The following is a 23,446-nucleotide window of genomic DNA, read 5'->3' as shown; positions in this document are numbered from 1 at the left end:
CCAAGGGGAGCCCAGCCGCACTCGGGGGAGGCGATGTGGAGGACTACGCGGGCCGGATCCTCGCCGACCGCTACCGTCTGCCGCTGCCGCCGTCGGACGAGTACGAGCTGATCGAGACCCGGGCCTTCGACACGCGCAGCGGCCAGGAAGTCCTCGTCCGGCAGGTGCCGTTACCGGAGGTCGTGGACGCGGAGCTGCTGGACGGCTCGCGGGCCCGGCCCGCCGGGCGCGGCGCGGCCGGGGAACTCCCGGCGGTGCGGCGGGCGATCGCGGCCGCGCAGGCGGCGGCGTCGGTACCGGACCATCCCCGGCTGGACCAGGTCTTCGACGTGTTCGCCGAGGGCGGTTCGCTGTGGATAGTGAGCGAACTGGTCCCCGCGAGGCCGCTGGCCGCGCTGATAGCCGACGAACCGCTGAGCCCGTACCGGGCGGCGGAGGTCGCGGCCGACGTGCTGACCGCGCTGCGGGTGCTGCACGCCCACGGCTGGACGCACCGGAACATCACGGTGCGGACCGTGCTGGTGTGCGATGACGGGCGGGTGGTCCTGACGGGCCTGGCGGCGGGAGCCGCCGAGGAGGCCCTGTGCGGGTACGACCCGGTCCCGCCGGACGGCTCCGCCGGTGAGCCGGGGCCGGGCCCGGGGCCCGGGGACCCGTGGGGCACCCCGCCGCCCGCCCCGGGCGCCGGCCGCGTCCCGCCCCCGGGACCGCCCGGCCCCACCGCCGCCCTGGACCCCGGGCCCGACGCCGCGCTCCCCTCCGGGTCCGGCATGGGGCTCAACCCCGGGTCTGATGCCGGGCTCGACCCCGGATACGGCGCCGGGTTCGATCCCGGGCCCGGTGCCGGGTTCGGCCCGGGGTCCGATCCCGGGCCTGACGCCCGGTTCAGCTCCGGGTCTGGTGCCGGGTTCGATCCCGGGTCCGACGCCGGGTTTGCCCCGGGGGCGGGTGCCGGGTTCGAACGGGGGGTGGGCGGCGGGGGGTATGCGCCGCTCGTCGCGCCCGGGTACGACACCGGGCCGCGCTATTCCGACCACATCACCCCCGGGCGGGCCGCCGAGGAGCCCGACGCCAAGGCCGCCGCGCGCGCCGGGGCCATCGCCGCCTACCGGGCCGGGGCGCAGGCCGCCGCCGCCCGCAAGGCGCAGGCGCGGCCCGAGGGGTCGAACCTGCCGGAGGGCTACTCGTACCCGTACGGCGGTCCGGACACCAACGCCGCCCAGGCGGCCCTGCCCTGGCCCGGCATCACCCCGCGCGACCAGCCGCTCCCCGAGCCGGAGCCGGAATCCGCTGCGGAGTCGCCGCTGGAGCCTGAGCCCGAGCCGGAGGCGTTGGCCCGGCCCGTGCTGCCCGCGCAGCTGGCCCTCCCGCAGGGGTACCGCCAGGCCGAGGCGGATCGGTCCCGGCCGCTGCCGCGCGCCGCCGAGGACGGCTGGGGCGGCGGTGGCCCCCGTACCGGACTCGACGCCGAGCGGGCGCGCCAGACCCGGATGGCCGTCGTCGGGGCCGTCACCGAGCGCTGGGCCCCCGAACAGGCCCGCTCCGTACAGGGCCCCTGGCAGCTCGCCGCGCCCGTCGGGCCCGCCACCGACCTCTGGGCGCTCGGCGCGCTGCTGTACCGCGCCGTCCAGGGGCACGCCCCGTACCCCGAGGACAGCGCGGCCGAACTCGTCGAGATGGTCTGCGCCGAGCCGCCCGCCTTCGCCGAGGAGTGCGGCCCGCTGCGCCCCGTCGTGGAGTCGCTGCTGCGTCAGGACCCCACCGAGCGGCCCGACTTCGAGGAGCTGCGCGGCTGGCTCCGCTCGCTCGTCCGCTCGGCGCCCGAGCCGGACGGCGGCACCGGCATCGGCATCGGCATGCTCCCGATGCCGGAAGCGGACCCCGCGAAGCTGCCCGTCGTCCGCAGGCGCGGCGACCTCCACGGCCGGCACCGCAACCCGGCGGCCCCGCGCCGCCGTCGGCCCCTGGGGCGAACCCTGCTCGCGGGGGTCCTGGCCCTGCTCGCCGGGGCGGTCGCGTACGCGATGCTGTTCATGCCCCGCTCCGGCGGGTCCGAGGAGCCGCAGAACGCGGGCAAGCCCGTACCGCAGCAGTCCCCGTCACGCTCCGCGGCGCCCACGAAGCCGCAGCCACAGCCCCAGCCCCAACAGAGCGGCGGCGCGCCGCAGTCCAACCCCGCCCCGCAGACCGCCCCGGAGGGCTACACGATCCAACAGGACCCGGAGCACTTCGAGATCGCCGCGCCCAAGGGCTGGGAGCGCCACGGAGTCAACGAGGCCGGCCAGGTGCGCTACACCGACGGGGCGTTCACCCTGACCGTCGTCCCGGGCCGGGACAAGGTGCGGGGCAATCCGGATCCGGCGACGTACCAGAAGGACACGGAACCGGAGTTGAACGCCTACCGCAATTCCACCTGGACCACCAGCGGAGACATCAAATCCACCACGGTGGGCCAGCAGCTCCGTGTCACGGGCCGCTACACCTGGCACGATGCCAATGGCCGCAGCGTGTTCGCCCGCAACTTCGTCGTCGCGCTCGGCAACAGTTACCACGTCGTCATGGTCACAGGCCCGGAGGACGAGCAGGACAAGGTGACCGAAGTCTTCGAGAAGGCCACGGGGAGTTACAAGTCGGGCGGGTGAACGCCGCCTGACGGGCGGTCAAGTACGGTAATTGCGTCACAGTGCGGTCTCACCGACCCCGCGCGGTTCCGGCTTCGCCCGCGGGCTCCGTAATCTGGCCGCAAGTGCAAAGGGTGGCGGGGATCAGTGGAACAGCAGACAGGCGCGGGTGCGGTGCTCGCGGGCCGGTACCGGCTCGTCGAGCCCATCGGCAGTGGCGGCATGGGCAAGGTGTGGCGCGCACACGACGAGCTGCTGCACAGGACGGTCGCCGTAAAGGAACTGACGGCGGGTCTGTACGTCGCCCAGGCCGACCGGGACGTCCTGCACGCCCGGACGCAGAAGGAGGCCCGGGCCGCCGCCCGGATCCAGCACCCCGCGGTGGTCACCGTCCACGACGTGCTGGAGCACGACGACCGGCCGTGGATCGTCATGGAGTACATCGACGGTCCCTCCCTCGCCGAGGCGGCCAAGTCGGCCGGCCGGATCGAGCCCCGCGAGGCGGCCCGCATCGGGCTGCACGTCCTGGGCGCGCTGCGCGCCGCGCACGCGGTGGGCGTGCTGCACCGGGACGTGAAGCCGGGCAACGTGCTGCTGGCCAAGGACGGCCGGGTACTGCTGACGGACTTCGGGATCGCCGCGATCGAGGGCGACTCGTCCATCACGCGCACCGGTGAGATCGTCGGCTCCATCGACTACCTGGCCCCGGAGCGGGTCACGGGCGGCACCCCGGGGACGGCATCGGACCTGTGGTCGCTGGGCGCGACCCTGTACACGGCCGTCGAGGCCCGCTCGCCGTTCCGCCGCACCTCGCCGATCTCCAGCCTCCAGGCCGTGGTCAACGACGAGCCGCCGCCGCTGAAGCAGTCGGGGGCGCTGGGGCCGGTCATCACCGCCCTGCTGCGCAAGGACCCGGCGGAGCGGCCCGCGGCGCAGGAGACCGAGCGGATGCTGCTGGAGGCGATGGAGGGCCGGGAGCCGAAGGCGGCGCACGCGTACGTGCCGACCCGCGCGATGAGCGCCGGGGAACTGGCCACCGCCGAGTCCGGCACGGATCCCCGCGCCCCGTACCCCTACGATCCGCACGCCCAGGACCCGCGGTCCTCGCCGCACGGGCAGCAGCCCGCTCCGACGACGGCCCTGCCCGAACAGCCCGCTCCGGCGACGGCGCCCGCGCCGGCCGCGGTCCATGCCCATGCCCAGACGGCCCACGCCCATGCCCAGGCTCCGGCCCCTCTCCCCGCGCCCGGGTCCGAGCGCCCCGGCCGCGTCAAGCGCGCGGCGGTCGTCGCCCTGGTGGCGGCGCTGATCGGCGGCGGCGGTGTGTTCGGCGTGCTGAAGCTCACCGGTGACTCGGGCGACGGCGGCTCGGGCGGTACGGGCCAGGGCGGCTCGGGCTCGGACAAGAACGCGAGCGCCCCGGACCGGACGGACGGTTCCGAGGGTCAGGGCGGAGCCGCCGGGAAGGGCGAGGAGGCCACCCCGCCGGCGGGGTGGAAGAAGGTCACCGACCCGGCCGGGTTCACGCTGTTCGTGCCCGACGGCTGGAAGCGCCAGATGGACGGCGACCAGATCGACTACACGCCGGACGGCGGCAAGCACTTCATCCGGATCGCCGTCGACGAGACCGCGGACTACGACAATCCGTACACGCACATGCTGGAGATGGAGAAGGAGCTGAAGAAGCGCTCCGACTACAAGCGGTACGACCTGCACGGGAACTCGTTCCGGGACACCACGCGGGCGGCGCTGTGGGACTTCGGCTGGACGGAGAAGGGCGCCCAGGCCGGTGCGCGCCGGGCCATCGAGCAGATGTACATGACCCCGGACAACACCGAGTACGCGGTGTACATGTCGGGTCCGGCCTCCGACTGGTCGAAGACGCGGGAGCAGTTCGACACGGTGCTCAGCGGGTGGGAGCCGCCCGAGGGGACGAGCTGACGCGGCGCCGTCCGGTCATCCTGCCAGCGTTCACTGGCGGAAAAGGCAAAATCCGGTTACCCACGGGTACCCAAAGGCCTCCGGGCGGAATACGCTCACCGCCATGACGGACTCGCAGGCCCCCGCCGCCCCCGACCGCGCCGTACCGGAGCCCACCAACCCGGTCGCCCCCGCCCCGGCAGGGGCCCGTACCGCCGCCGACGTGGTGACCCCGGAGCTGGTCGCCAGGCTGACGCGCGGAGTGATCGGCTCCGGCCGCACCGCCAACCACACCCCCTTCACCGGGGAGAAGCTGGCGGACCTGCCCGAGGCCACCCCCGAGGACGTGGCCGCCGCCTTCGAGAAGGCCCGCGCCGCCCAGTCCGCCTGGGCCGCCGTCCCCGTGCGCCGGCGCGCCGCCGTCCTGCTCCGCTTCCACGACCTGGTGCTGTCCCGGCAGGCCGAGGTCCTCGACCTCATCCAGCTGGAGACCGGCAAGGCCCGCCTGCACGCCCACGAAGAGGTCCAGGCCGTCGCCGTCTCCGCCCGGCACTACGGCCGCAAGGCCCCCGGGTACCTGCGGCCCAAGGGCCACACGGGCGCCATCCCGACCCTGACCAAGGTCACCGAGCTGCGCCAGCCGCGCGGCGTCGTCGGGCAGATCGCGCCCTGGAACTACCCCCTCGAACTCTCCGTCGGCGACGCGCTGCCCGCCTTCGTCTCCGGCAACGCCGTGGTCATGAAGCCCGACACCGAGACCGCGCTCACCGCCCTGTGGGCCCGTGACCTGCTGATCGAGGCCGGGCTGCCCGCCGAGGTGTTCCAGATCGTGCTCGGCGAGGGCCCCGTCGTCGGCCCCGAGGTGGTCCGCCACGCCGACTACGTCTCGTTCACCGGCTCCACGCGTACCGGCCGCGAGGTCGCCCAGGGCGCCGCCGCCCGCCTCGTGGGGGTCACCCTCGAACTCGGCGGCAAGAACGCCATGCTCGTCCTGCGCGACGCCGACATCGAGAAGGCCGCCGCCGGCGCCGTCCGCGCCTGCTTCTCCTCCGCGGGCCAGCTGTGCATCTCCATCGAGCGGCTCTACGTCCACGCCTCCATCGCCGACGAGTTCACCGCCCGCTTCGCCGCCCGGACCAAGGCGATGCGGCTCGGCGCCTCCCTGGCCTACGGCGCGGACATGGGCTCCCTCGTCGGCGAGCGCCAGCTGGAGAACGTACAGCGGCACGTGGACGAGGCCGTCGCCAAGGGCGCCACCCTCGTCGCGGGCGGTGTCGCCCGGCCCGACATCGGCCCGCTCTTCTACGAGCCCACCATCCTCGACGGCGTCGAGGCACCCATGTCGGTGTGCGGCGAGGAGACCTTCGGCCCCGTCGTCTCCCTCTACCGCTTCACCGACGAGGACGAGGTCATCGCGCGGGCCAACGCCACCGCGTACGGCCTCAACTCCAGCGTCTGGACCAAGGACGCCCGCCGCGGCCACGCCGTCGCCGCCCGGCTGCGCACCGGCACCGTCAACATCAACGAGGGGTACGCGCCCGCCTACGGCAGCGCCCAGGCCCCCATGGGCGGCATGAAGGACTCCGGCCTCGGCCGCCGGCACGGCTCCGAGGGCATCCTCAAGTACACCGAGGCCCAGACCGTCGCCCACCAGCGGCTCCTCCCGATGGCGCCCTCGCTGGGCATGGACGACGAGAAGTACGCGGCGTTCATGACCCGCAGCCTCAAGGTCATGAAGACGCTCCGATTCCGCTAGGCACCACCGCTCGGGGAGGCACCGCAGTGTCGGACAACACCGACGAGTACGCGTACGACTACGACGTCATCGTCATCGGATCGGGCTTCGGAGGGTCGGTCTCGGCACTGCGGCTCACCGAGAAGGGCTACCGGGTCGGCGTCCTGGAGGCAGGCCGCCGCTTCACCCGCGAGAGCCTGCCGAAGAACAGCTGGGACCTGCGCAACTACCTGTGGGCCCCCGCCCTCGGGCTGTACGGGATCCAGCGGATCCACCTGCTCGGCAACGTGATGGTGCTCGCGGGCGCCGGCGTGGGCGGCGGCTCGCTCAACTACGCCAACACCCTGTACGTGCCGCCGGCGGCCTTCTTCGAGGACCGGCAGTGGGCGGCCATCACCGACTGGCGCGAGGAACTCGCCCCGTACTACGACCAGGCCAAGCGGATGCTCGGTGTCCGGCTCAACCCGACGCTGACCCCGTCCGACGTCCACCTCAAGGCCGCCGCCGAGAAGATGGGCGTCGGGGACTCCTTCCACATGGCCCCCGTCGGGGTGTTCTTCGGCGACGGCGAGGACGCCCGGGAAGGCGCCGAGCGGCCGAAGGTCCGGGCCGGCGAGGAGGTCCCCGACCCGTACTTCGGCGGCGCCGGCCCCGCCCGCAGGGCCTGCACCGAATGCGGCGAGTGCATGACCGGATGCCGGCACGGCGCGAAGAACACCCTGGGCGAGAACTACCTGTACCTCGCCGAGCGCGCGGGCGCCGTCATCCACCCCATGACCACCGTCACCGCACTGTCCGAGCACCCGGACGGCGGCCACCGGATCCGCACCGTCCCCACCGACCACCGCCGCTCAGGCAAGGCGAAGGTGCTGCGCGCCCGGTACGTGGTCCTCGCCGCCGGTACGTATGGCACCCAGACCCTCCTGCACACCATGAAGGACCGCGGCGAGCTGCCCCGCCTCTCCGACCGGCTCGGCGAGCTGACCCGCACCAACTCGGAGGGCCTCGTCGGCGCGCAGACCGACGACCGCCGCTACCGCAGGCGCCACGGCGAGGGCCCCGGCAAGGAGCGGCGCGCCGACTTCACCAAGGGCGTGGCGATCACCTCGTCCGTGCACCCCAACGCCGACACCCACATCGAGCCCGTCCGCTACGGCAAGGGCTCCAACGCCATGGGGTTCATGACCATCCTCCAGGTGCCCTACGCCCCGCACCGGGTCCGGGCCTGGCTGGCGCGGACCGTCACGCACCCCGTGCAGCTGCTGCGCTCGCTGTCCAACCGGCGCTGGTCGGAGCGGACCATCATCGGCCTGGTCATGCAGTCCCTGGACAACTCCCTGACCACCTACCGCAAACCGGGCGGCCTCGGGAAGGGCCTGCTCACCGCCCGCCAGGGCCACGGCGCCCCGAACCCGGTGCAGATCAAGGAGGCCACCGAGGCCGCCACCCTGCTGGCCGAGGAGATCAACGGGTTCCCGGGCAGCAACGTCGGCGAGCTGATGGGCACCCCGCTGACCGCGCACTTCCTCGGCGGCTGCCCCATCGGCGCCTCCCCGCGGGAGGGCGTGGTGGACCCGTACCACCGGCTGTACGGGCACCCGGGCATCTCGGTCGTGGACGGTGCGGCGGTCTCCGCGAACCTCGGGGTCAACCCGTCGCTGACGATCACGGCGCAGGCCGAGCGGGCGATGTCGTACTGGCCGAACAACGGCGAGCGGGACCCGCGGCCGCAGCAGGGCGCGGCCTACGCCCGCCTCGCGGCGGTGGAACCGGTCAGTCCGGCCGTCCCGAAGGAGGCGTTCGGCGCGCTGCGGCTGCCGTTCCTGGCCGTCCCGGAGGTGCCCCCGCGCACACCGGAAGCGGAGCTCTGACGGCCACCTCCACCCGGACATGACGGCGGCGGGCACCGCGCTCCCCCTCCGAGCGCGGTACCCGCCGCGTTACTGGTGTGACAGGCGGTCACGGCGGAAGGTTGTACCGGAGTCGGGCGAGGCGTCCTGTGGTGTCCGTCACATGGTGGGACGGGCAACTGCGACGCACGTTCGGGGGTCAAGGGGGGCATGAGAAAGCGCATCTCTTTGCTGGCCGCGAGCGGCCTGGTGGCACTGGGTCTGGCCACCACCCCCGCGCACGCCGCGGACCCCGTCTTCACGCTCAGCGGTCCGGCCGAGGTCGGCCTGCGTCCGCACCCCGGACCGAGCGGGGACGCACACAAGACCACCGTCGAATTCCGCGTCGACAACACCACCGGCACGGTCTTCGACAAGCGGAGCACCTTCACGATCGACCTGAGCGCCTTCAAGGGCATCGCCGACGTCACGCTCCTCAAGGACCACAGCCAGGGCTGCACGCAGACCGCCACCGCGGTGACCTGCGCAGCGGAAGGGCTCTACCCGCGCGCCAGCGAGGTCGTGACCCTGGAACTCAGCGCCGCCAAGGACAGCAAGCTCGGCGCGAGCGCCGATCTGACGATGACCGGCAAGACCGAGGGCGCCACCTTCAAGCAGGCCACCACCAGGGTCAAGGTCGGCGGCCCCGACCTGGTGCTGGAGAAGGCCGCGCTCAAGGCGAAGATGAACCCCGGCGACACCCAGGGCCTGCCGATCGTCTTCGCCAACGCCGGCACGGAGTCCGTGGGCGGCGTCGCGCTGCGGATCGACACCACGCACGGCATGGACCTGGTCGAGAAGTACGACAACTGCTCGGTGGAGAAGGTGTCCGACTGGACCACCGGCACGGTCTGCCTCCTCGACGGGGAGTTCAAGCCGGGCGCGGTCTACGAGGTCTCCGGCGCGCTGACCCTCAAGGCCGCCGCGCACGCCTTCCACGACGGCATCGTCTACTCCGTGAACGCGGCGGGCAAGGAGGGCAAGGAGCCCGCCGCCCGGCAGCAGCTGGGCAAGAACACCGCCGGCACCGGCAAGAAGCTGGCCGTCACGGAGCGGACGCCGGCCAAGGCGGCCCTGCGCCCGGGCGCCGACCTCGACCCGGGCAACAACCGGCACGAGTTCGACTTCGAGGCCAAGAACAGCGCCGACCTCGCGGCCGACGCCGTGTCCCTCAAGGGCAAGGCCGGCGACACCGTCCGGGCCGACCTCGGCTTCCGGAACAAGGGCCCGGCCTGGGTGTCCTACGCGCACCTCGGCTCGGGCGTCGCCCGTACCGACATCGTGATCCCGGAGGGCGCGAAGGTCATCAAGGCCCCCGCGGGCTGCGAGGGCGTCGAGGCCGACGGAACGAGCCGCAAGCAGAACGCGGGCGCCCCGCGCTACTTCTGCTGGACGGACTCCGAGCTGGGCGAGCAGGAGAAGGTCTCCTACCCGTTCGAGCTGAAGATCGAGAAGGTCGTGGCGGACGCCAAGGGCTCCGTCACGGTCGACGGCTGGGCCCCCGACGGCATCCAGGTGCAGGGCTTCGACCCGAACAAGGCCAACGACAAGGCCGCGTTCGTGATCAACGCCAGGGACGCTGGCCCCACGCCGGGCCCGACCTCCTCGACCGGCAGCCCGACCCCGAAGCCGAGCTCCTCCACGAGCCCGTCCCCCTCCGCCTCGGTGACCACCACCGCGGCCGTCACCGGTACGGGCCCCAAGGCCAACGGCAACCTCGCCTCGACGGGCAGCTCCGTCGGCCCGGTCGCCTTCGGCGCGGCCGTGCTGGTCGCCGCGGGCGGCCTGCTGTTCGTGGCGGTCCGCCGCCGCGACACCGGGAGCGCGTGACGACGTAACGCGGGGGAGGCCCGCCCTCCCCGCACCACGCAACGGCCGGCCCGGGACGCCCCGGGCCGGCCGCTGCGTTCGCGGGGAGGGCGGTTCACACCCGGCCGCGGCACAGCTCCAGCAGGGTCATCGCGAGCGTGGTCCCGGGCTTGCCGAGGGCGTCGCTCCAGTGCGACAGCACCTCCATCTCGCGCGACAGGTGCACCCGGCGGCCGCCCGAGGTGATCCGGGCCTCCTGGATCACCGTCGAAACGGCCATCCGCTCCTGGATCAGCCCGATGATCCGGTCGTCGATGGCGTCGATGCGCTCGCGGGAACCGGCGATCAGCTGCTCGGGGGTGGTGGTGACGGTCATGGTCTCTCCTGTGGGTCGCGGCGAAGGGGACCGGCCGACGGGAGCGGAAACGCGGAGCGCCCCGGTCCTGTCGGACCGGGGCGCTCTGGGAAGTCAGCGGCTCAAGCGAGCATCACGATGACCCATGGCGACCGGACCGGCCGGTGCCATAGGTAAAGAGGAAGCTCAGCTGCTTGCGCACGGACGGATTATCACCCTCCCCGGCGCCCCCGGCCAACCCGGTTCGGATGTTGAGATCCTCCCCTCCCGTAGGAATGGGATTCCTGACTCACGCTGCCTGGCGAACCGGCGGTCCGTCTGGTCTTCCGCGATCAGCGCCAGCCGGGTCGAGACCTGCCCGGACGAGCATGACGCGTGCGGAGTTCTTGTCCCTGGGAGAAACGGCTCCGCACGCCGTGCACGTATACGTACGTTCTGACAGGGGAAGTGCGTGCTTGGTTCTCGCTCCGCACTGCCCGCAGTCCCTGGTGGTGTGCGCCGGGTGCACGAGGTGGAGGATCCGGCTGTGCTTGCGCGCCATGCTGATCAGCTCGGCCTTGGTTGCTGCGATCGCCGCGTCCGCGGCTTTCCGCGCCATCGTGGACCTGGCGAGGAACTTCGGCCGGAAGTCCTCCACAGCGATCTGATCGAAGCGCATCACGACGCGCTTGGCCCATTTGCGGGCGGTGTCCTGGCGCTGCCGGGCAATTTTCTTGTACATCTTCGCGACCTGCCGCTTCGCGTCGCGGAAGCCCTTTGATGCGGCCTGTCCCCGCTTTGGCCGCCGGCGAGCCATCATCCGCTGGTACCTGGCCAGCTTCGCGGACCCCTTCTTGCCGTGCTCGGGATGCGGGAGGTCGTGATCGTCGCTGGTGGTGGTCGCGGTCTCCTTCACACCCCAGTCGATGCCGATCACGGTGCCGGTCGTGGGCAGCGGCTGTACCTGTGCAGGGACGACGAAGGAGGCGTACCAGTGACCGAGGCCGTCGCGGTAGATCCGGACACTGGAGGGCTCGGCAGGCAGATCCCGCGACCACACCACCGTCAGGGCAATGCCTCCGGCGAGGTGCAGACCGCCACCCTTCAACCGGAAGCCGTGCCGCGTGTAGTTGAGCGTCAGGTCAGCCGAGACCTTCCTCTTGAAGCGGGGCATGCCCGCCCGCTGCCGTACCGGCAACCGGGCCTGGATGTCCTTCAAGGCCTTGGCGCGGGACTTGGCGAAGTCCCGGACGGCCTGCTGCTGCGGCACACTGCCACCGGCACGCAGCCACTCGTGCCTGCTGCGCCAGCCGGTCAGCAACTTGTCCAGAGCTGCTGGTCCGCACTTCTTGCCGGCCTTGTGCGCCGCCCGGGATTCGGCGACGCATTGGTTCCACACCCAGCGGCCCCGATCCCACTCCGACAGCAGAGCCGATCGGGCCGTGGGCGACACGCGCAGGCGGTAGGTGTACCGGGCATACCCGGCCGTCACCCCGGAGTCCCCCACTGCCGCCATACGCCCAAGCTAGCGGCGCGAGTCCGCTCGCCTTCCCGGAACCTCTACGGCCCACACGAACGAGCGACCGCCACGGAACCCCGGCAGACGGAGCCCCGGCCGCATTCACCGGCAGCGTCGCCCATCACCTCAGGGCCGGGAGACGCTGCGCGAATCTGCCGTCTCCGGCGCGGGCGCACAGGGCTTGATCAACCGTGCGCTACCGGCTCCTTGACACCCGGTACGGCCTGACGGGCGCACCGGCGTGGCCTTGCACTCGGATGGTGAGACGAAGAGGCCCGCCCGGCCCCCGTTAGAATCGACAGAACAACCCCCTCTTCCGCCGGAAGGCCTGCCCCGTGCCAGAAGCCACCTCCGCCACCCACGACAGCGCCCCGGACACGGTTCTCGTCGTCGACTTCGGCGCCCAGTACGCCCAGCTCATCGCCCGCCGCGTCCGCGAGGCACGGGTCTACAGCGAGATCGTGCCCAGCACCATGCCCGTGGCCGAGATGCTGGCCAAGAACCCCAAGGCGATCATCCTCTCCGGCGGCCCGTCCTCCGTGTACGAAGAGGGCGCCCCGCAGCTGGACCGTGCGATCTTCGAGGCCGGTGTCCCCGTCTTCGGCATGTGCTACGGCTTCCAGCTGATGGCGGTCACCCTCGGCGGCACCGTCGACAACACCGGCGCCCGCGAGTACGGCCGTACCCAGCTCGCCGTCTCCAAGCCCGGCTCCACCCTGTTCGAGGGCACCCCCGAGAACCAGTCGGTGTGGATGTCGCACGGCGACGCCTGCTCCGCCGCTCCCGAGGGCTTCACCGTCACCGCGTCGACCGGCGTCGTCCCGGTCGCGGCCTTCGAGAACGACGAGAAGAAGCTGTACGGCGTGCAGTACCACCCCGAGGTGATGCACTCCACGCACGGCCAGCAGGTCCTGGAGCACTTCCTCTACCGCGGCGCCGGCCTGAAGCCCACCTGGACCACCGGCAACATCGTCGAGGAGCAGATCGCGGCCATCCGCGAGCAGGTCGGCGACAAGCGCGCCATCTGCGGCCTCTCCGGCGGCGTGGACTCCGCGGTCGCCGCGGCCCTCGTGCAGAAGGCCATCGGTTCCCAGCTGACCTGCGTGTACGTCGACCACGGCCTGATGCGCAAGGGCGAGACCGAGCAGGTCGAGAAGGACTTCGTCGCCGCCACCGGCGTGCAGCTGAAGGTCGTCGACGCCCAGGAGCGCTTCCTGAACGCGCTCGCCGGCGTCTCCGACCCGGAGACCAAGCGGAAGATCATCGGCCGCGAGTTCATCCGTGTCTTCGAGCAGGCCCAGCTGGAGATCCTCCAGGAGGACGGCCCCGCGGTCGCCTTCCTCGTGCAGGGCACCCTGTACCCGGACGTCGTCGAGTCCGGCGGCGGCACCGGCACCGCCAACATCAAGTCCCACCACAACGTGGGCGGCCTCCCCGACGACATCGAGTTCGAGCTCGTCGAGCCGCTGCGCCAGCTGTTCAAGGACGAGGTCCGGATGGTCGGCCAGGAGCTCGGCCTCCCGGACGAGATCGTCCAGCGCCAGCCCTTCCCCGGCCCCGGCCTCGGCATCCGCATCGTCGGCGAGGTCACCAAGGAGCGCCTGGACCTGCTCCGCGAGGCCGACGCCATCGCCCGCCACGAGCTCACCGCGGCCGGCCTGGACCGCGAGATCTGGCAGTGCCCGGTCGTCCTGCTCGCGGACGTCCGCAGCGTCGGCGTCCAGGGCGACGGCCGCACCTACGGCCACCCGATCGTGCTGCGCCCCGTCTCGTCCGAGGATGCGATGACCGCCGACTGGACGCGCATGCCGTACGAGGTGCTCGCCCGGATCTCGACCCGCATCACCAACGAGGTGGCGGACGTGAACCGCGTGGTCCTGGACTGCACGAGCAAGCCCCCGGGCACCATCGAGTGGGAGTAGTCCCCACCCGGCCCGGCGCCCGGTCCCGCACCGGGCCCCGCCGCCCGTGACGAAGCCGCCGTTCCCCCCGGGGAGCGGCGGCTTCGTCGTGCGTATGGCCTCTTCGGCCGGCCGCCGGTAGCTTGCGCCGCGGCCCGGAGCCGCGACCTGAAGGAGGGGCCATGGCCGAGCGACCCGTACCCGTGCCCGTGGAGCGGCTGGGCTTCGAGATGCCGCCGGTGTTCGCCACCGCCGCCGAGGAACGCGCGCACCGCAAGGAGCGGCTCGCCGGGGCGCTGCGGCTGCTGGGCCGGCTCGGGTACGAGGACGGGGTGGCCGGGCACGTCACCGCCCGGGACCCGGAGTTCGAGGACTGCTACTGGGTGAACCCCTTCGGGCGGGCCTTCGCCGGCCTGACCCCCGGGGAGCTGCTGCTCGTCGACGGGGACGGCCGCGTCCTGGAGGGGGAGCGCCGGGTCAACGAGCTGGCCTTCGCCCTGCACGCGGCCGTGCACCGGGAGCGCCCCGGGGTGGTGTCCGTGGTGCGCGCGCAGGCCCCGTACGGCAGGGCGCTGGCGGCCCTCGGCGAACTGCTGGCCCCCGTCACCCACGAGGCCTGTGCCTTCTACGAGGACCACGCGCTCGTGGACGCGTACACGGGCCCCGAGGACGCCCCCACGATCGGCCGCGCCCTGGGCCCGTACAAGGCGCTGGTCCTGCGCCACCACGGGCTGCTGACCGTCGGGGACTCCGTGGACGCCGCGGTGTGGTGGTTCGTCGCGGCGGAACGGGCGGCGCGGGTGCAGCTGACGGCCGGCGCGGCCGGGAAACCGCAGCTCATCGGCCATCGGGCGGCGCTCGCCACCCGGGAGCGGTTCGGCTCCGATCTGGCGGCCTGGGTGAACTGCCAGCCGCTGTGGCAGACGGTGGCGTCAACATCATGAACGGTTAATCACCTGCTCTGACATCGTGCGCAATCCGGAACACTGCCGCAGTGGTGCACAATTCGCTGGCATCGCACCGTAGTTCAGAGAGGCGGCACGTACGTGGCTGTCCAAGAGATGTCCCGGGGTACCCATACCGCCGCCTGCCTCTGCGAGGTGTGCGCCCGGGTGGGTCACCGGCGCGCGGTCGCCGCGTTCCTGGAGAAGCGCGACGAGTTCGCCGCCGGGCAGGGGCTGCCCGCAGCCGTCGCCCACTCCCTCGGCGCGTCCCGGCAGTGGGTCTCCGACGAGCTGACGCTGTCGGCCCGTACCGTCGCCGACCGGGGCCGGGAGGCGGGCACCTCCTGGCTGTACCTGTTCTCCCGGCGGGCCGTGCTCGCCGTGTGGATCGCCGCCGGGACCCTGCTGGTGGTGCAGGTCGGCGCGGCGCTCGGCACCGGCTGGTCCACCGCCCGCACCGCCGGGCTGCTCGCCGCGCTGGTGCTGGCCGGGCTGCTCACGGTCGCCGCCCGCGCGCAGTCGCTGCGCGGCGGGCTGCTGGCCCCGATCGTCGGCGAGGACAACCGGCTGTCCACCTCGAAGGCGGTGCCCAGCGCCTGGCTCGTGCTGACGGCGTTCGCCGCGCTGCTGCCCGCCCTGCGGCTGGCCGCGTCCTCGCCGGGGCCCGAACGGCAGGCGCTGTACCAGGGCTTCGCGCTCGGGCGGGCGCTGCCGCTGCTGGCGGTGGTGGCGCTGACCTCGGGGGTGGCGGTGCTGGTGCGCCGCGTGGTCTGCGTACGGATCATGAGCCAGAAGCTGCAGAAGCTGCCCGCGGACCGGCCCTGCGGGGCCGACCTGCTGACGGACGACGCCGGGCGCGGCAGCTTCCCCGACGCGCAGTACGTGCTGGTCTCCACCGTCGTCGTGGTCTACGCGGGGGTGTCGCTGGCCCGGTTCCCGGACCGGCTGCCGCAGCTGCCGTGGGCGCTGGCGCTGCTGGTCGCGCTGTCGGCCGCGGTGTACCTGGCGGCCAAGTACGCGGAGGGCAGCCGCCCGCTCGTGCTGTCAGTGGTGCGCAGACGGGAGCCCGGGGACCTGGACGCGGCCGTCCGGCCCGGGGACGACATCGAGATCCGGGGCGTCGGGTTCGTGCCGCCCGGGGCGCAGACGCCGGAGATGCTGGCCCGGCTGGTGGTCCGGATCGGGGCGGTCCACGTCCACGTGCCGCTGGTTCCGGTGGCGGGCGGATTCACCAACCCCTCCGACGCGGTGCTGACCGTCCTGGTGCCCGCCGAAGTGGAACCGGGCCGCGTCGACGTCCAGGTGGTCACCGCCGCCGGAGTGGAATCCAACCGCTGCACCATCGACGTGGCGGAGTGATCGGGGTACACATGGTCCCGTGACCCGAACTGACGTACTTTCCGGGCTGAGGGAACGAGCCGCCAGGCACGCCCTCCTGCCGCTGCGGATCTTCCTCGGAGTGACCTTCGTCTACGCCGGCCTGGACAAGCTGACGGACTCCGCGTTCCTGTCCGCCGACGGCCCCGGCTCCATCGGCGAGCTGATGCGCGGGGTGCGCGACACCTCGGCGGTCCCGGCCCTGGTCGACACGGCCCTGAACGCGCCCGTCGGCTTCGCCGTGGCCCTGGCCGTCGGGGAACTGCTGGTCGGCCTCGGTACCCTCGCCGGTCTGCTGACCCGGATCGCGGCCACCGGCGGGGCGCTGATCGCGCTCAGCCTGTGGCTCACGGTCTCCTGGGCGGTCACCCCGTACTACTACGGCAACGACCTGGTCTACCTGATGGCCTGGACCCCGCTGATCCTCGCCGGGGCGCCCTACCTCTCGCTGGACTCGCTGATCCGGTCACGCCGGTCCCGGCGCACCGCGTAGGTGGTCATCCCGACCAGCATGGCGAGCGTGAGCCCGCCCGCGGCCATCGGGACGACCGCGTACCAGGGCAGATCGGCCCGGCCCGTCGCGTCGAGCAGGTAGAGCACGCCCACCGCGAGCAGGACCAGCCCCGCGATCAGCCGTCCGGGCTGGAACTCATGACGCCGCACGGGCCACCTCCACCTGTCCCACACCCGCCGCGAGGTGCAGCTCGATCGTCCCGCCGGCCTCGGTGCCGGCGGCGGGCGGCAGGGTCACCTGCCGCTGTTCGCCCCCGCTGCGGACCCGTACGTCCTCTTCGCGCTCCCCGGGCAGCTGTACGTCGCCCAGCCTGCGGATGCCGATGTCGGCCCGGGCGGTGACCTCCCGGGGCACGATCACCTTGAGCCGCCCCGCGTCGATGCCGGCGCGGACCTTCAGCGTGGCGCCCTTCGGGACGTCCAGGCGGCTCAGGTCCAGCGTCGCCAGCCCCGTCCCCGCCTCGTACGCGGGCCGTACGTCCTGCACCGCGGCCGGGCGCCATTCGACGTACCGCCAGTCGGTGCCGATCTCGCGGGGCAGCGCGGAGGCGCCCGCCAGCAGCCCGGCGGTGATCATCGCGAGCAGGACGGTGCCGAAGCCGGTACGGCCCTTCAGCGAGCTGACCAGCAGCCCCAGGCCGAAGACGGCCAGCGTGGTGGCCAGACCGATCTGGAGGGCGTGCCCCAGCGCGCTGCCGTGCCACACCGAGGCGGTGGCGACGCCCCCGGCCAGCACCGCCAGGACGAACAGCCGGCCGCCGATGCCGCCCCGGGGCGCCGCCGGGGTACGGACCCGCTCCCGGGCCTCCGCCGGGACGCCGGGGGCGGCGGCCGGAGCCACGTCGTCGTCGGGGCCCCACAGGTAGCCGGACGAGCCGACCGGGCCGGTCGTGCCGTCCTTGACCAGCGGGTCCCGCCACCATGACGGGCCGCCGGGGGTGGGCGGCGCCTGCGTCTCGGGAGGCGCCGGACTGTGCGCGGCCCGCTGTGCGGTGCGCTGCGCCGCCGGGGCCGCCGGCGCCTGCGGGGGCCGTGCGGCGCGGCCGCGCTGCGACCCGTACGCCCCGGCGCCGACCGCCACGATCACCAGCGCCGAGAAGACCCCCAGCCCGCCGTTGTCCAGCATCGACAGGAACAGCGCGCAGCCGATCAGGGCCGCGAACACCGCCGCCAGGGTGGCGCCCTCGACCCGGCCGGTGAGCAGCTTCTTCGCCTCGCTGTCCTCCTCGCCCTCCAGGGGCAGCAGCAGCCACGCGAAGCCGTAGAAGATCAGGCCGATGCCGCCCGTCACGGCCAGCACGCCGAGCACGATCCGGAAGATCACCGGGTCCAGGTCGAAGTACCGGCCCAGGCCGCCGCACACGCCCGCGAGGACTTTGTCGCGCCTGCCGCGCCGCAGGGGCGGTCGCCCGTCGGGAGTCGAGGGGGGCCCGGGATCCACCGGGGCACCGTGAACGTCGGTCATGTGTCCATCGTGACGGCCGCCGCCGCCCCCCGGCACCGGGCCCGACCCTGGTACGACCCTGATATCCCCCGGGGCGGACTGGGGGGATGCCCTGATGCCCGGCGCCCCTCGCGCGTGTGACCATCGGTGACATGCCCGCAGCAGCCGCGTCCCGCCCCCCGCACCCACAGGCTCCGCCCGAGAACACCGAGACCCCGCAGCGCAAGCTCTACCGCAGCGCCGACGGCCGGATGCTCGGCGGTGTCGCGCGCGGGCTCGCCGGGCACCTCGGGCTGCCGGTGATCTGGGTCCGGCTCGCCTTCCTCGGCCTGTTCATGTTCGGGGACGGCCTCGGAGTGCTGCTGTACGCCGCGTTCTGGGTGTTCGTACCGCTCGGCGTCGGCGGCGGCAGCGGACACCGCTCCCTCTTCGAAACCCGCGCCGACGGCAGCCTGCGGCTGCGCAAGCCCGCCAAGGGGCAGATCACCGCCCTGATCGCGCTGTGCGTCGGCGTCGCGATCTTCAGCGCCAAGGTGCAGGCCGGCGGCGCCGGCGGCCGCTACATCTGGCCGACGCTGCTGGTCGGCGCCGGCGTCGTGCTCGTGTGGCGCCAGGCCGACAACGCCCGCCGCGCCCACTGGAGCGCCGCCGCCGGCCGGCACGCCCGGCTGCTCCAGATCGGCCGGGGCCTCGCCGGGGTCGCGCTCGTCGGCGTCGGCCTGACCGTCTTCATCGTCGTACGGGGCTCCGCCGCCCAGCTGGGCAACGTACTCACCGCCGCCCTCGCCGTCCTCGTCGGCGTGGCCCTGCTCGCCGGACCCTGGCTGATCCGGATGACCCAGGACCTCTCCGAGGAGCGCCTGATGCGCATCCGCGCCCAGGAGCGCGCCGAGGTCGCCGCCCACGTCCACGACTCCGTGCTGCACACCCTCACCCTGATCCAGCGGGGCGCGGAGGACGCCGGGGAGGTGCGCCGGCTCGCGCGGGCCCAGGAACGGGAGCTGCGGAACTGGCTCTACAAGCCCGAGGGCACCGGCAAGGACGAGGCCGAGGAGCCGACCACGCTCGCCGAGGCCGTGAAGAAGACCGCCGCCGAGGTCGAGGACCACCACGGGGTCCAGATCGAGGTCGTCGTCGTCGGCGACTGCCCGCTCGACGACGGGCTGTCCGCGCAGGTGCAGGCCGCGCGCGAGGCGATGGTCAACGCCGCCAAGTACGGTGGCGAGAGCGGGCCCGTCCAGGTCTACGCCGAAGTGGAGGGGCAGACGGTGTTCGTGTCCGTACGGGACCGGGGACCGGGATTCGACATCGACGCGGTACCCGACGACCGCATGGGCGTACGAGAATCGATCATCGGCCGGATGCAGCGCAACGGCGGGACCGCACGACTGCGGTCCGCGCCCGGCGGCGGCACGGAAGTCGAGCTGGAGATGGAGAGGGCGGCGAACACAGCATGACCGAGGAGACCACGACCGGTTCGGGTGCGGGGACACCGGAGGCCAGGAGGGTCCGGGTGGTGCTCGTCGACGACCACCGGATGTTCCGCACCGGAGTCCAGGCCGAGATCGGCGAGACCGCCCGCACCGGCGTCGAGGTCGTCGGCGAGGCCGCCGACGTCGACCAGGCCGTCACCGTCATCACCGCCACCCGCCCCGAGGTGGTGCTCCTCGACGTGCACCTGCCCGGCGGCGGCGGGGTCGAGGTGCTGCGCCGCTGCGCTCCGCTGATGTCGGCGGCCGAGCACCCGGTGCGGTTCCTGGCCCTGTCGGTGTCGGACGCCGCCGAGGACGTCATCGGGGTCATCCGGGGCGGCGCCCGCGGGTACGTCACCAAGACCATCACCGGCACCGACCTGGTGGACTCCGTCTTCCGGGTCCAGGACGGGGACGCGGTGTTCTCGCCCCGGCTGGCCGGCTTCGTGCTCGACGCCTTCGCCTCGACGGACGCGCCGCCCGTGGACGAGGACCTGGACCGCCTGACGCAGCGCGAGCGCGAGGTGCTGCGGCTGATCGCGCGCGGGTACGCGTACAAGGAGATCGCCAAGCAGCTGTTCATCTCGGTGAAGACGGTCGAATCGCACGTCTCGGCGGTGCTGCGCAAGCTCCAGCTGTCCAACCGGCACGAGCTCACCCGATGGGCGACGGCGCGCCGGCTGGTCTGATCACCGTTGTGATCCACGACGCACGCGGCCCGGGCAACCGGGCCGCACCGCACGCTCCTCTTGGGGGGTGTGATGAGTCTGACGGGGACCCCCCTCTTCGCGACGGTGATCGCCCTGGCCGTGGTGGCCGTCGTCCTGCCGCTGGCCCTGTGGGCCAGGGTGCGCGGGCCCGCCGTCGTACGCCTCGCCACCCGCGCCCTGATGCTGCTGTTCGCCCAGGCGACCGCCATCGCGCTGGTCTTCGTCGGCATCAACAACGACCAGAACTTCTACACCTCCTGGGCCGACCTGTTCGGCACCGGCAAGTACGTCACCGCCGCCCACGACCTCGGCGCGGACGGCCTCGGCGGCAAGAAGGTGGAGGCCGAACCGAAGGTCCTCCAGGAGTTCACCGCCGTCGACGGCCTCGGCGGGCGGGTCCGCAAGACCGAGCTCGACGGGAAGATCTCCGGGGTCAAGGGCGACGTCATGGTGTGGCTGCCGCCGCAGTACGACGACCCGGCGTGGAAGGACCGCACGTTCCCCGTCGTCGAGCTGATCCCCGGCATCCCCGGCACCGGCAAGTCCTGGTTCCAGGGGCTCAAGGCCCACGAGAAGCTGGAGCCGCTGATGAAGAGCGGCAAGGTGCAGCCGTTCATCCTGGTGTCGCCGCGCGCCATGCTGCTCGGGGACACCGACACCGGCTGCGCCAACATCCCGGGCAAGGTCAACGCGGACAGCTGGTTCAGCGTCGACGTCCGCAAGATGGTGACCGACAACTTCCGCGCGTCGGGGGAGGCCCGCCACTGGGGCGTGGCCGGCTACTCGGCGGGCGCCTACTGCGCCGCCAAGCTGGCGATCGCCCACCCCGACCGCTACAGCGCCGCCGTCTCGCTGTCCGGCTACAACGACCCGGGCCAGGAGCCCACGTCGCTGATCGCCAAGGACCCGCGGACGCGCAAGAGCCACAACCTGGTCAGCCTCATGAAGGCCGCCCCGGCCCCGCCCGCGGTGGCGCTGTGGATGTCGGGCGCCGAGCACGACGGCTACCTGTCCGGGCTCGACCTGGGCGCCGTGTCGAAGGCGCCGACGGTGGTGCACGCGGAGAAGGTGGGCGGCGGCCACAACATGGACACCTGGACGCGGCAGCTGCCGCAGACCTTCGAGTGGCTGGGCACGGTGGTCAAGACGCCGTAGCCGCCGGGGCCCGCTCGGCCTACGAGGGGCGGGAGGCGCCGGCCCAGGGCATCGAGTCCACCGGGGCCAGCCGGACCGTGGAGCCGGGGCGCGGGGCGTGGATCATCTGGCCGTTGCCGACGTACAGGCCGACGTGCGTCACCCCTGAGTAGAAGAACACCAGGTCACCCGGGGCCAGTTGATCGCGCGGGACGCGCCGGCCGACGTTGATCTGGGTGTAGGTGGTGCGGGGCAGGGACACCCCGGCCGAGCGCCAGGCCGCCTGGGTCAGGCCCGAGCAGTCGAACGAGCCCGGGCCCGTCGCGCCCCAGACGTACGGCCTGCCGATCGCCCCGTACGCGAAGGACACGGCGCGGGCGGCGCGCGAGCCGTCGGCGGGCGGCGGGGTCTGGGCGGCAGGTCCGGCGGGGGAGCTCCCGGCGGCCGGGCGGCCGTCCACCGTACCGGCCGGGCTTCCGGCCGACCGGGCCTCGTACGCGGCGCGCTCCTCGGCGGTGAGCCGGGCCAGCAGCCGCCGGGCGGCGGAGAGCTTCTCCTCGACGGCGGCCTTGTGCCGGGCGAGTTCGTCCTGGCGGGCGCGGAGGTCGGCGGCCTTCCCGCCGGCCTGCGCGCGCAGCTTCCCGACCTCGTCGAGCCGGCGGCGTACGGAGGCGATCTCGGCGGCGCCGCGGTCGCCGGTGCGGGACATGAAGGCGGCCCGGTCCAGGTAGTCCTGCGGGTCCTGCGCCGTGGCCAGCTGGACGGCGGGGCCCAGGTTCCCGGCGCGGTACTGGTTCGCGGCCAGGGAGCCGAGCGCGCGGCGGGCGTCGTTCAGGCGGTCGGTCCTGCGGGCCGTCTCGTCGCGGAGGGTGGTCAGCGCGCGCTGGGCCTCGTCGGCCTTCTCCTTCGCCCCGTTGTACTGCTCGGTCGCGGCCTCGGCCTCCTCGTAGAGCCGGTCCACCTCGGCCTTGACCTGGGCGGGGGAGAGCTGGGGCTCGGCCTGGGAGGTGCCTTCGAAGGCGGTGGCGGTGGCAGCGCCCGCGAGGGCGAGGGTGGCGGCGGTCCGTACGGTGCCGCCGGACAGCGGGCGCTGCCTGGGCTTTCGATGACTGGCCACGAGGGCCTCACGTCCTTCCTCCGTCGGGGCTCGGAGGAGGACGCTAGACCCGCGGGTAACGGGCGGATGACGAGATGATCCGAAGTGACCGGACACGGCCGGATTCGACCGGATCCGACTGGCGAGGGTCAGTGCCAGAGAACGGCGATGAAGATATTGACCACGGTCAGTCCGCCGACCGCCCCGAACAGCGCCTTCTCCACCCGCTCCTCGTCGCGCTTGAGGTAGACGAGGGCGAGGATGACGAAGAGGATCGCCATCTTCACGCCGATCTTGACGTTGTTGACGGTGCCTCCGTCCATCTCGCGGAAGCCGACGAGGAGCGCGCCGGTGACGAGCATGGTCAGCGCGCCGTGCAGCATCGCGGGTATGAAGCGCGCGGTGCCCGCGCCCATGGCCTTCATCTGGGTCATGAAGCCGCCGAGGAGGGCGGCGATTCCGACGATGTGCAGGCCGACGAAGACATTGATCAGTACGTTCATTCCGCCGAGCGTACGGGGCGCCTTCCGGCGCACTGCGGCGGCCTCCTGGCGGTCTGCGGGCGGGCCCCGGGGACGGTGTCCGGGCGGTCCGCGGGGGCCCTCGGGCGGAGTTCGGCCGGTCCGCGGGGGCCCTCGGGCGGCCGTGGCCGTTCGAGATCTGCGTACAGTGGGCGCATGGCCGCCGCGACTGAGCTGACCCACCCCGCCGCCGACCGGATCGAGCTGGTCGAGGTCCTCGCCGCGCTCGGGCACCCCGCCCGGATGGACATCGTCCGCACACTGGCCTCCGCGGAGGCGGTCTACTGCGGCGAGGTGGTCCCGGACCTGCCCCGCTCCAGCGTCACGCACCACCTGAAGACGCTGCGCGAGAGCGGGGTGATCCGGCAGGAGCCCCAGGGCCGCCGGACCTGCCTGGCGCTGCGCCGGGAGGACCTCCAGGCCCGCTTCCCGGGTCTGCTGGAGCTGGTGCTCGCCCACGCCCAGGCGGGATGACGCGGTGATTTTCCGGTGCGGGGACCGGCTGTC

Annotated in this window: 19 protein-coding genes; 13 read left to right on the top strand and 6 right to left on the bottom strand. The window is 73.1% G+C overall.

The annotated features are described in order from the left end of the window. Positions 1-35 precede the first annotated feature (35 nt). From IE248_RS04215 to IE248_RS04195, 5 genes are all read left to right on the top strand, one after another. Positions 36-2,642: a serine/threonine kinase C-terminal domain-containing protein gene (locus tag IE248_RS04215; protein ID WP_190029970.1), complete on the top strand. Its 2,607-nt coding sequence runs from the start codon at positions 36-38 to the stop codon at positions 2,640-2,642. A gap of 126 nt (positions 2,643-2,768) precedes the next feature. Beyond that, positions 2,769-4,562: a serine/threonine-protein kinase gene (locus IE248_RS04210; RefSeq protein WP_190029969.1), complete on the top strand. Its 1,794-nt coding sequence runs from the start codon at positions 2,769-2,771 to the stop codon at positions 4,560-4,562. Between the two features lie 103 nt (positions 4,563-4,665). Further along, entirely contained in the window at positions 4,666-6,297 is a 1,632-nt protein-coding gene (locus tag IE248_RS04205; RefSeq protein ID WP_073794685.1) for a succinic semialdehyde dehydrogenase, read from the top strand. Between the two features lie 26 nt (positions 6,298-6,323). Continuing rightward, a complete protein-coding gene (locus IE248_RS04200; RefSeq protein WP_190029968.1) occupies positions 6,324-8,147 on the top strand; it encodes a GMC oxidoreductase in 1,824 nt (607 codons plus the stop codon). Between the two features lie 189 nt (positions 8,148-8,336). After that, positions 8,337-9,995, top strand: a complete 1,659-nt coding sequence (locus tag IE248_RS04195) for an LAVTG motif-containing sortase-dependent surface protein (protein WP_190029967.1) — start codon at positions 8,337-8,339, stop codon at positions 9,993-9,995. A gap of 94 nt (positions 9,996-10,089) precedes the next feature. Here the strand turns inward: IE248_RS04195 and IE248_RS04190 are convergent, their stop codons facing one another. Continuing rightward, the gene (locus IE248_RS04190; protein WP_073773758.1) at positions 10,090-10,350 is read right to left on the bottom strand and encodes a chorismate mutase; all 261 of its coding nucleotides are present in this window, start codon (positions 10,348-10,350) and stop codon (positions 10,090-10,092) included. A gap of 268 nt (positions 10,351-10,618) precedes the next feature. Continuing rightward, on the bottom strand, positions 10,619-11,824 hold the full coding sequence (locus tag IE248_RS04185; protein ID WP_190029966.1) for an RNA-guided endonuclease InsQ/TnpB family protein: 1,206 nt from the start codon (positions 11,822-11,824) through the stop codon (positions 10,619-10,621). A 338-nt stretch (positions 11,825-12,162) separates the two neighbouring features. Here IE248_RS04185 and guaA point away from each other — a divergent pair, with 338 nt between their 5' ends. From guaA to IE248_RS04165, 4 genes are all read left to right on the top strand, one after another. Then, positions 12,163-13,749, top strand: coding sequence for a glutamine-hydrolyzing GMP synthase (gene guaA, locus IE248_RS04180; protein ID WP_037798048.1), 1,587 nt, complete (start codon positions 12,163-12,165; stop codon positions 13,747-13,749). A 161-nt stretch (positions 13,750-13,910) separates the two neighbouring features. Then, entirely contained in the window at positions 13,911-14,672 is a 762-nt protein-coding gene (locus IE248_RS04175; RefSeq protein ID WP_190029965.1) for a class II aldolase/adducin family protein, read from the top strand. Between the two features lie 102 nt (positions 14,673-14,774). Then, positions 14,775-16,031 carry a hypothetical protein gene (locus IE248_RS04170; protein WP_174261718.1) on the top strand — a complete coding sequence of 419 codons (1,257 nt, stop codon included), beginning with the start codon at positions 14,775-14,777 and terminating at the stop codon, positions 16,029-16,031. A 19-nt stretch (positions 16,032-16,050) separates the two neighbouring features. After that, on the top strand, positions 16,051-16,542 hold the full coding sequence (locus IE248_RS04165) for a DoxX family membrane protein (RefSeq protein WP_008739580.1): 492 nt from the start codon (positions 16,051-16,053) through the stop codon (positions 16,540-16,542). On the opposite strand, the gene IE248_RS04160 is transcribed toward IE248_RS04165, so the two are convergent. After that, the gene (locus IE248_RS04160; RefSeq protein WP_037791967.1) at positions 16,488-16,712 is read right to left on the bottom strand and encodes a hypothetical protein; all 225 of its coding nucleotides are present in this window, start codon (positions 16,710-16,712) and stop codon (positions 16,488-16,490) included. The two genes, IE248_RS04165 and IE248_RS04160, sit on opposite strands and share 55 nt — an antisense overlap. Beyond that, entirely contained in the window at positions 16,699-18,027 is a 1,329-nt protein-coding gene (locus IE248_RS04155) for a PspC domain-containing protein (protein ID WP_190029964.1), read from the bottom strand. The genes IE248_RS04160 and IE248_RS04155 overlap by 14 nt, the downstream gene beginning before the upstream one ends. A 131-nt stretch (positions 18,028-18,158) precedes the next feature. Between IE248_RS04155 and IE248_RS04150 the strand changes: the two genes are divergently transcribed. The 3 genes from IE248_RS04150 to IE248_RS04140 all read left to right on the top strand — a co-directional run bounded on the left by IE248_RS04150 (position 18,159) and on the right by IE248_RS04140 (position 21,343). Next, positions 18,159-19,463 (top strand): ATP-binding protein, encoded by a 1,305-nt coding sequence (locus IE248_RS04150; RefSeq protein WP_073794739.1) that lies wholly within the window; start codon positions 18,159-18,161, stop codon positions 19,461-19,463. After that, positions 19,460-20,167 carry a LuxR C-terminal-related transcriptional regulator gene (locus tag IE248_RS04145; RefSeq protein WP_008739574.1) on the top strand — a complete coding sequence of 236 codons (708 nt, stop codon included), beginning with the start codon at positions 19,460-19,462 and terminating at the stop codon, positions 20,165-20,167. Before IE248_RS04150 ends, IE248_RS04145 begins: the two co-directional genes overlap by 4 nt. 72 nt (positions 20,168-20,239) lie before the next feature. Next, positions 20,240-21,343 carry an alpha/beta hydrolase gene (locus tag IE248_RS04140; protein WP_229895113.1) on the top strand — a complete coding sequence of 368 codons (1,104 nt, stop codon included), beginning with the start codon at positions 20,240-20,242 and terminating at the stop codon, positions 21,341-21,343. A 19-nt stretch (positions 21,344-21,362) separates the two neighbouring features. Here the strand turns inward: IE248_RS04140 and IE248_RS04135 are convergent, their stop codons facing one another. After that, positions 21,363-22,439 carry a C40 family peptidase gene (locus IE248_RS04135; RefSeq protein ID WP_190029963.1) on the bottom strand — a complete coding sequence of 359 codons (1,077 nt, stop codon included), beginning with the start codon at positions 22,437-22,439 and terminating at the stop codon, positions 21,363-21,365. Positions 22,440-22,567: 128 nt separating this feature from the next. After that, positions 22,568-22,921 (bottom strand): hypothetical protein, encoded by a 354-nt coding sequence (locus IE248_RS04130; protein ID WP_037791964.1) that lies wholly within the window; start codon positions 22,919-22,921, stop codon positions 22,568-22,570. A gap of 174 nt (positions 22,922-23,095) precedes the next feature. Here IE248_RS04130 and IE248_RS04125 point away from each other — a divergent pair, with 174 nt between their 5' ends. Next, positions 23,096-23,413 carry an ArsR/SmtB family transcription factor gene (locus IE248_RS04125; RefSeq protein WP_008739566.1) on the top strand — a complete coding sequence of 106 codons (318 nt, stop codon included), beginning with the start codon at positions 23,096-23,098 and terminating at the stop codon, positions 23,411-23,413. Positions 23,414-23,446: the final 33 nt, after the last annotated feature.

Source organism: Streptomyces goshikiensis (assembly GCF_014650555.1).
In the GTDB taxonomy this organism is placed as follows: domain Bacteria; phylum Actinomycetota; class Actinomycetes; order Streptomycetales; family Streptomycetaceae; genus Streptomyces; species Streptomyces goshikiensis.
Note: the sequence above shows the minus strand (reverse complement) of the source record. Positions and strands in the feature narration are given on the sequence as shown.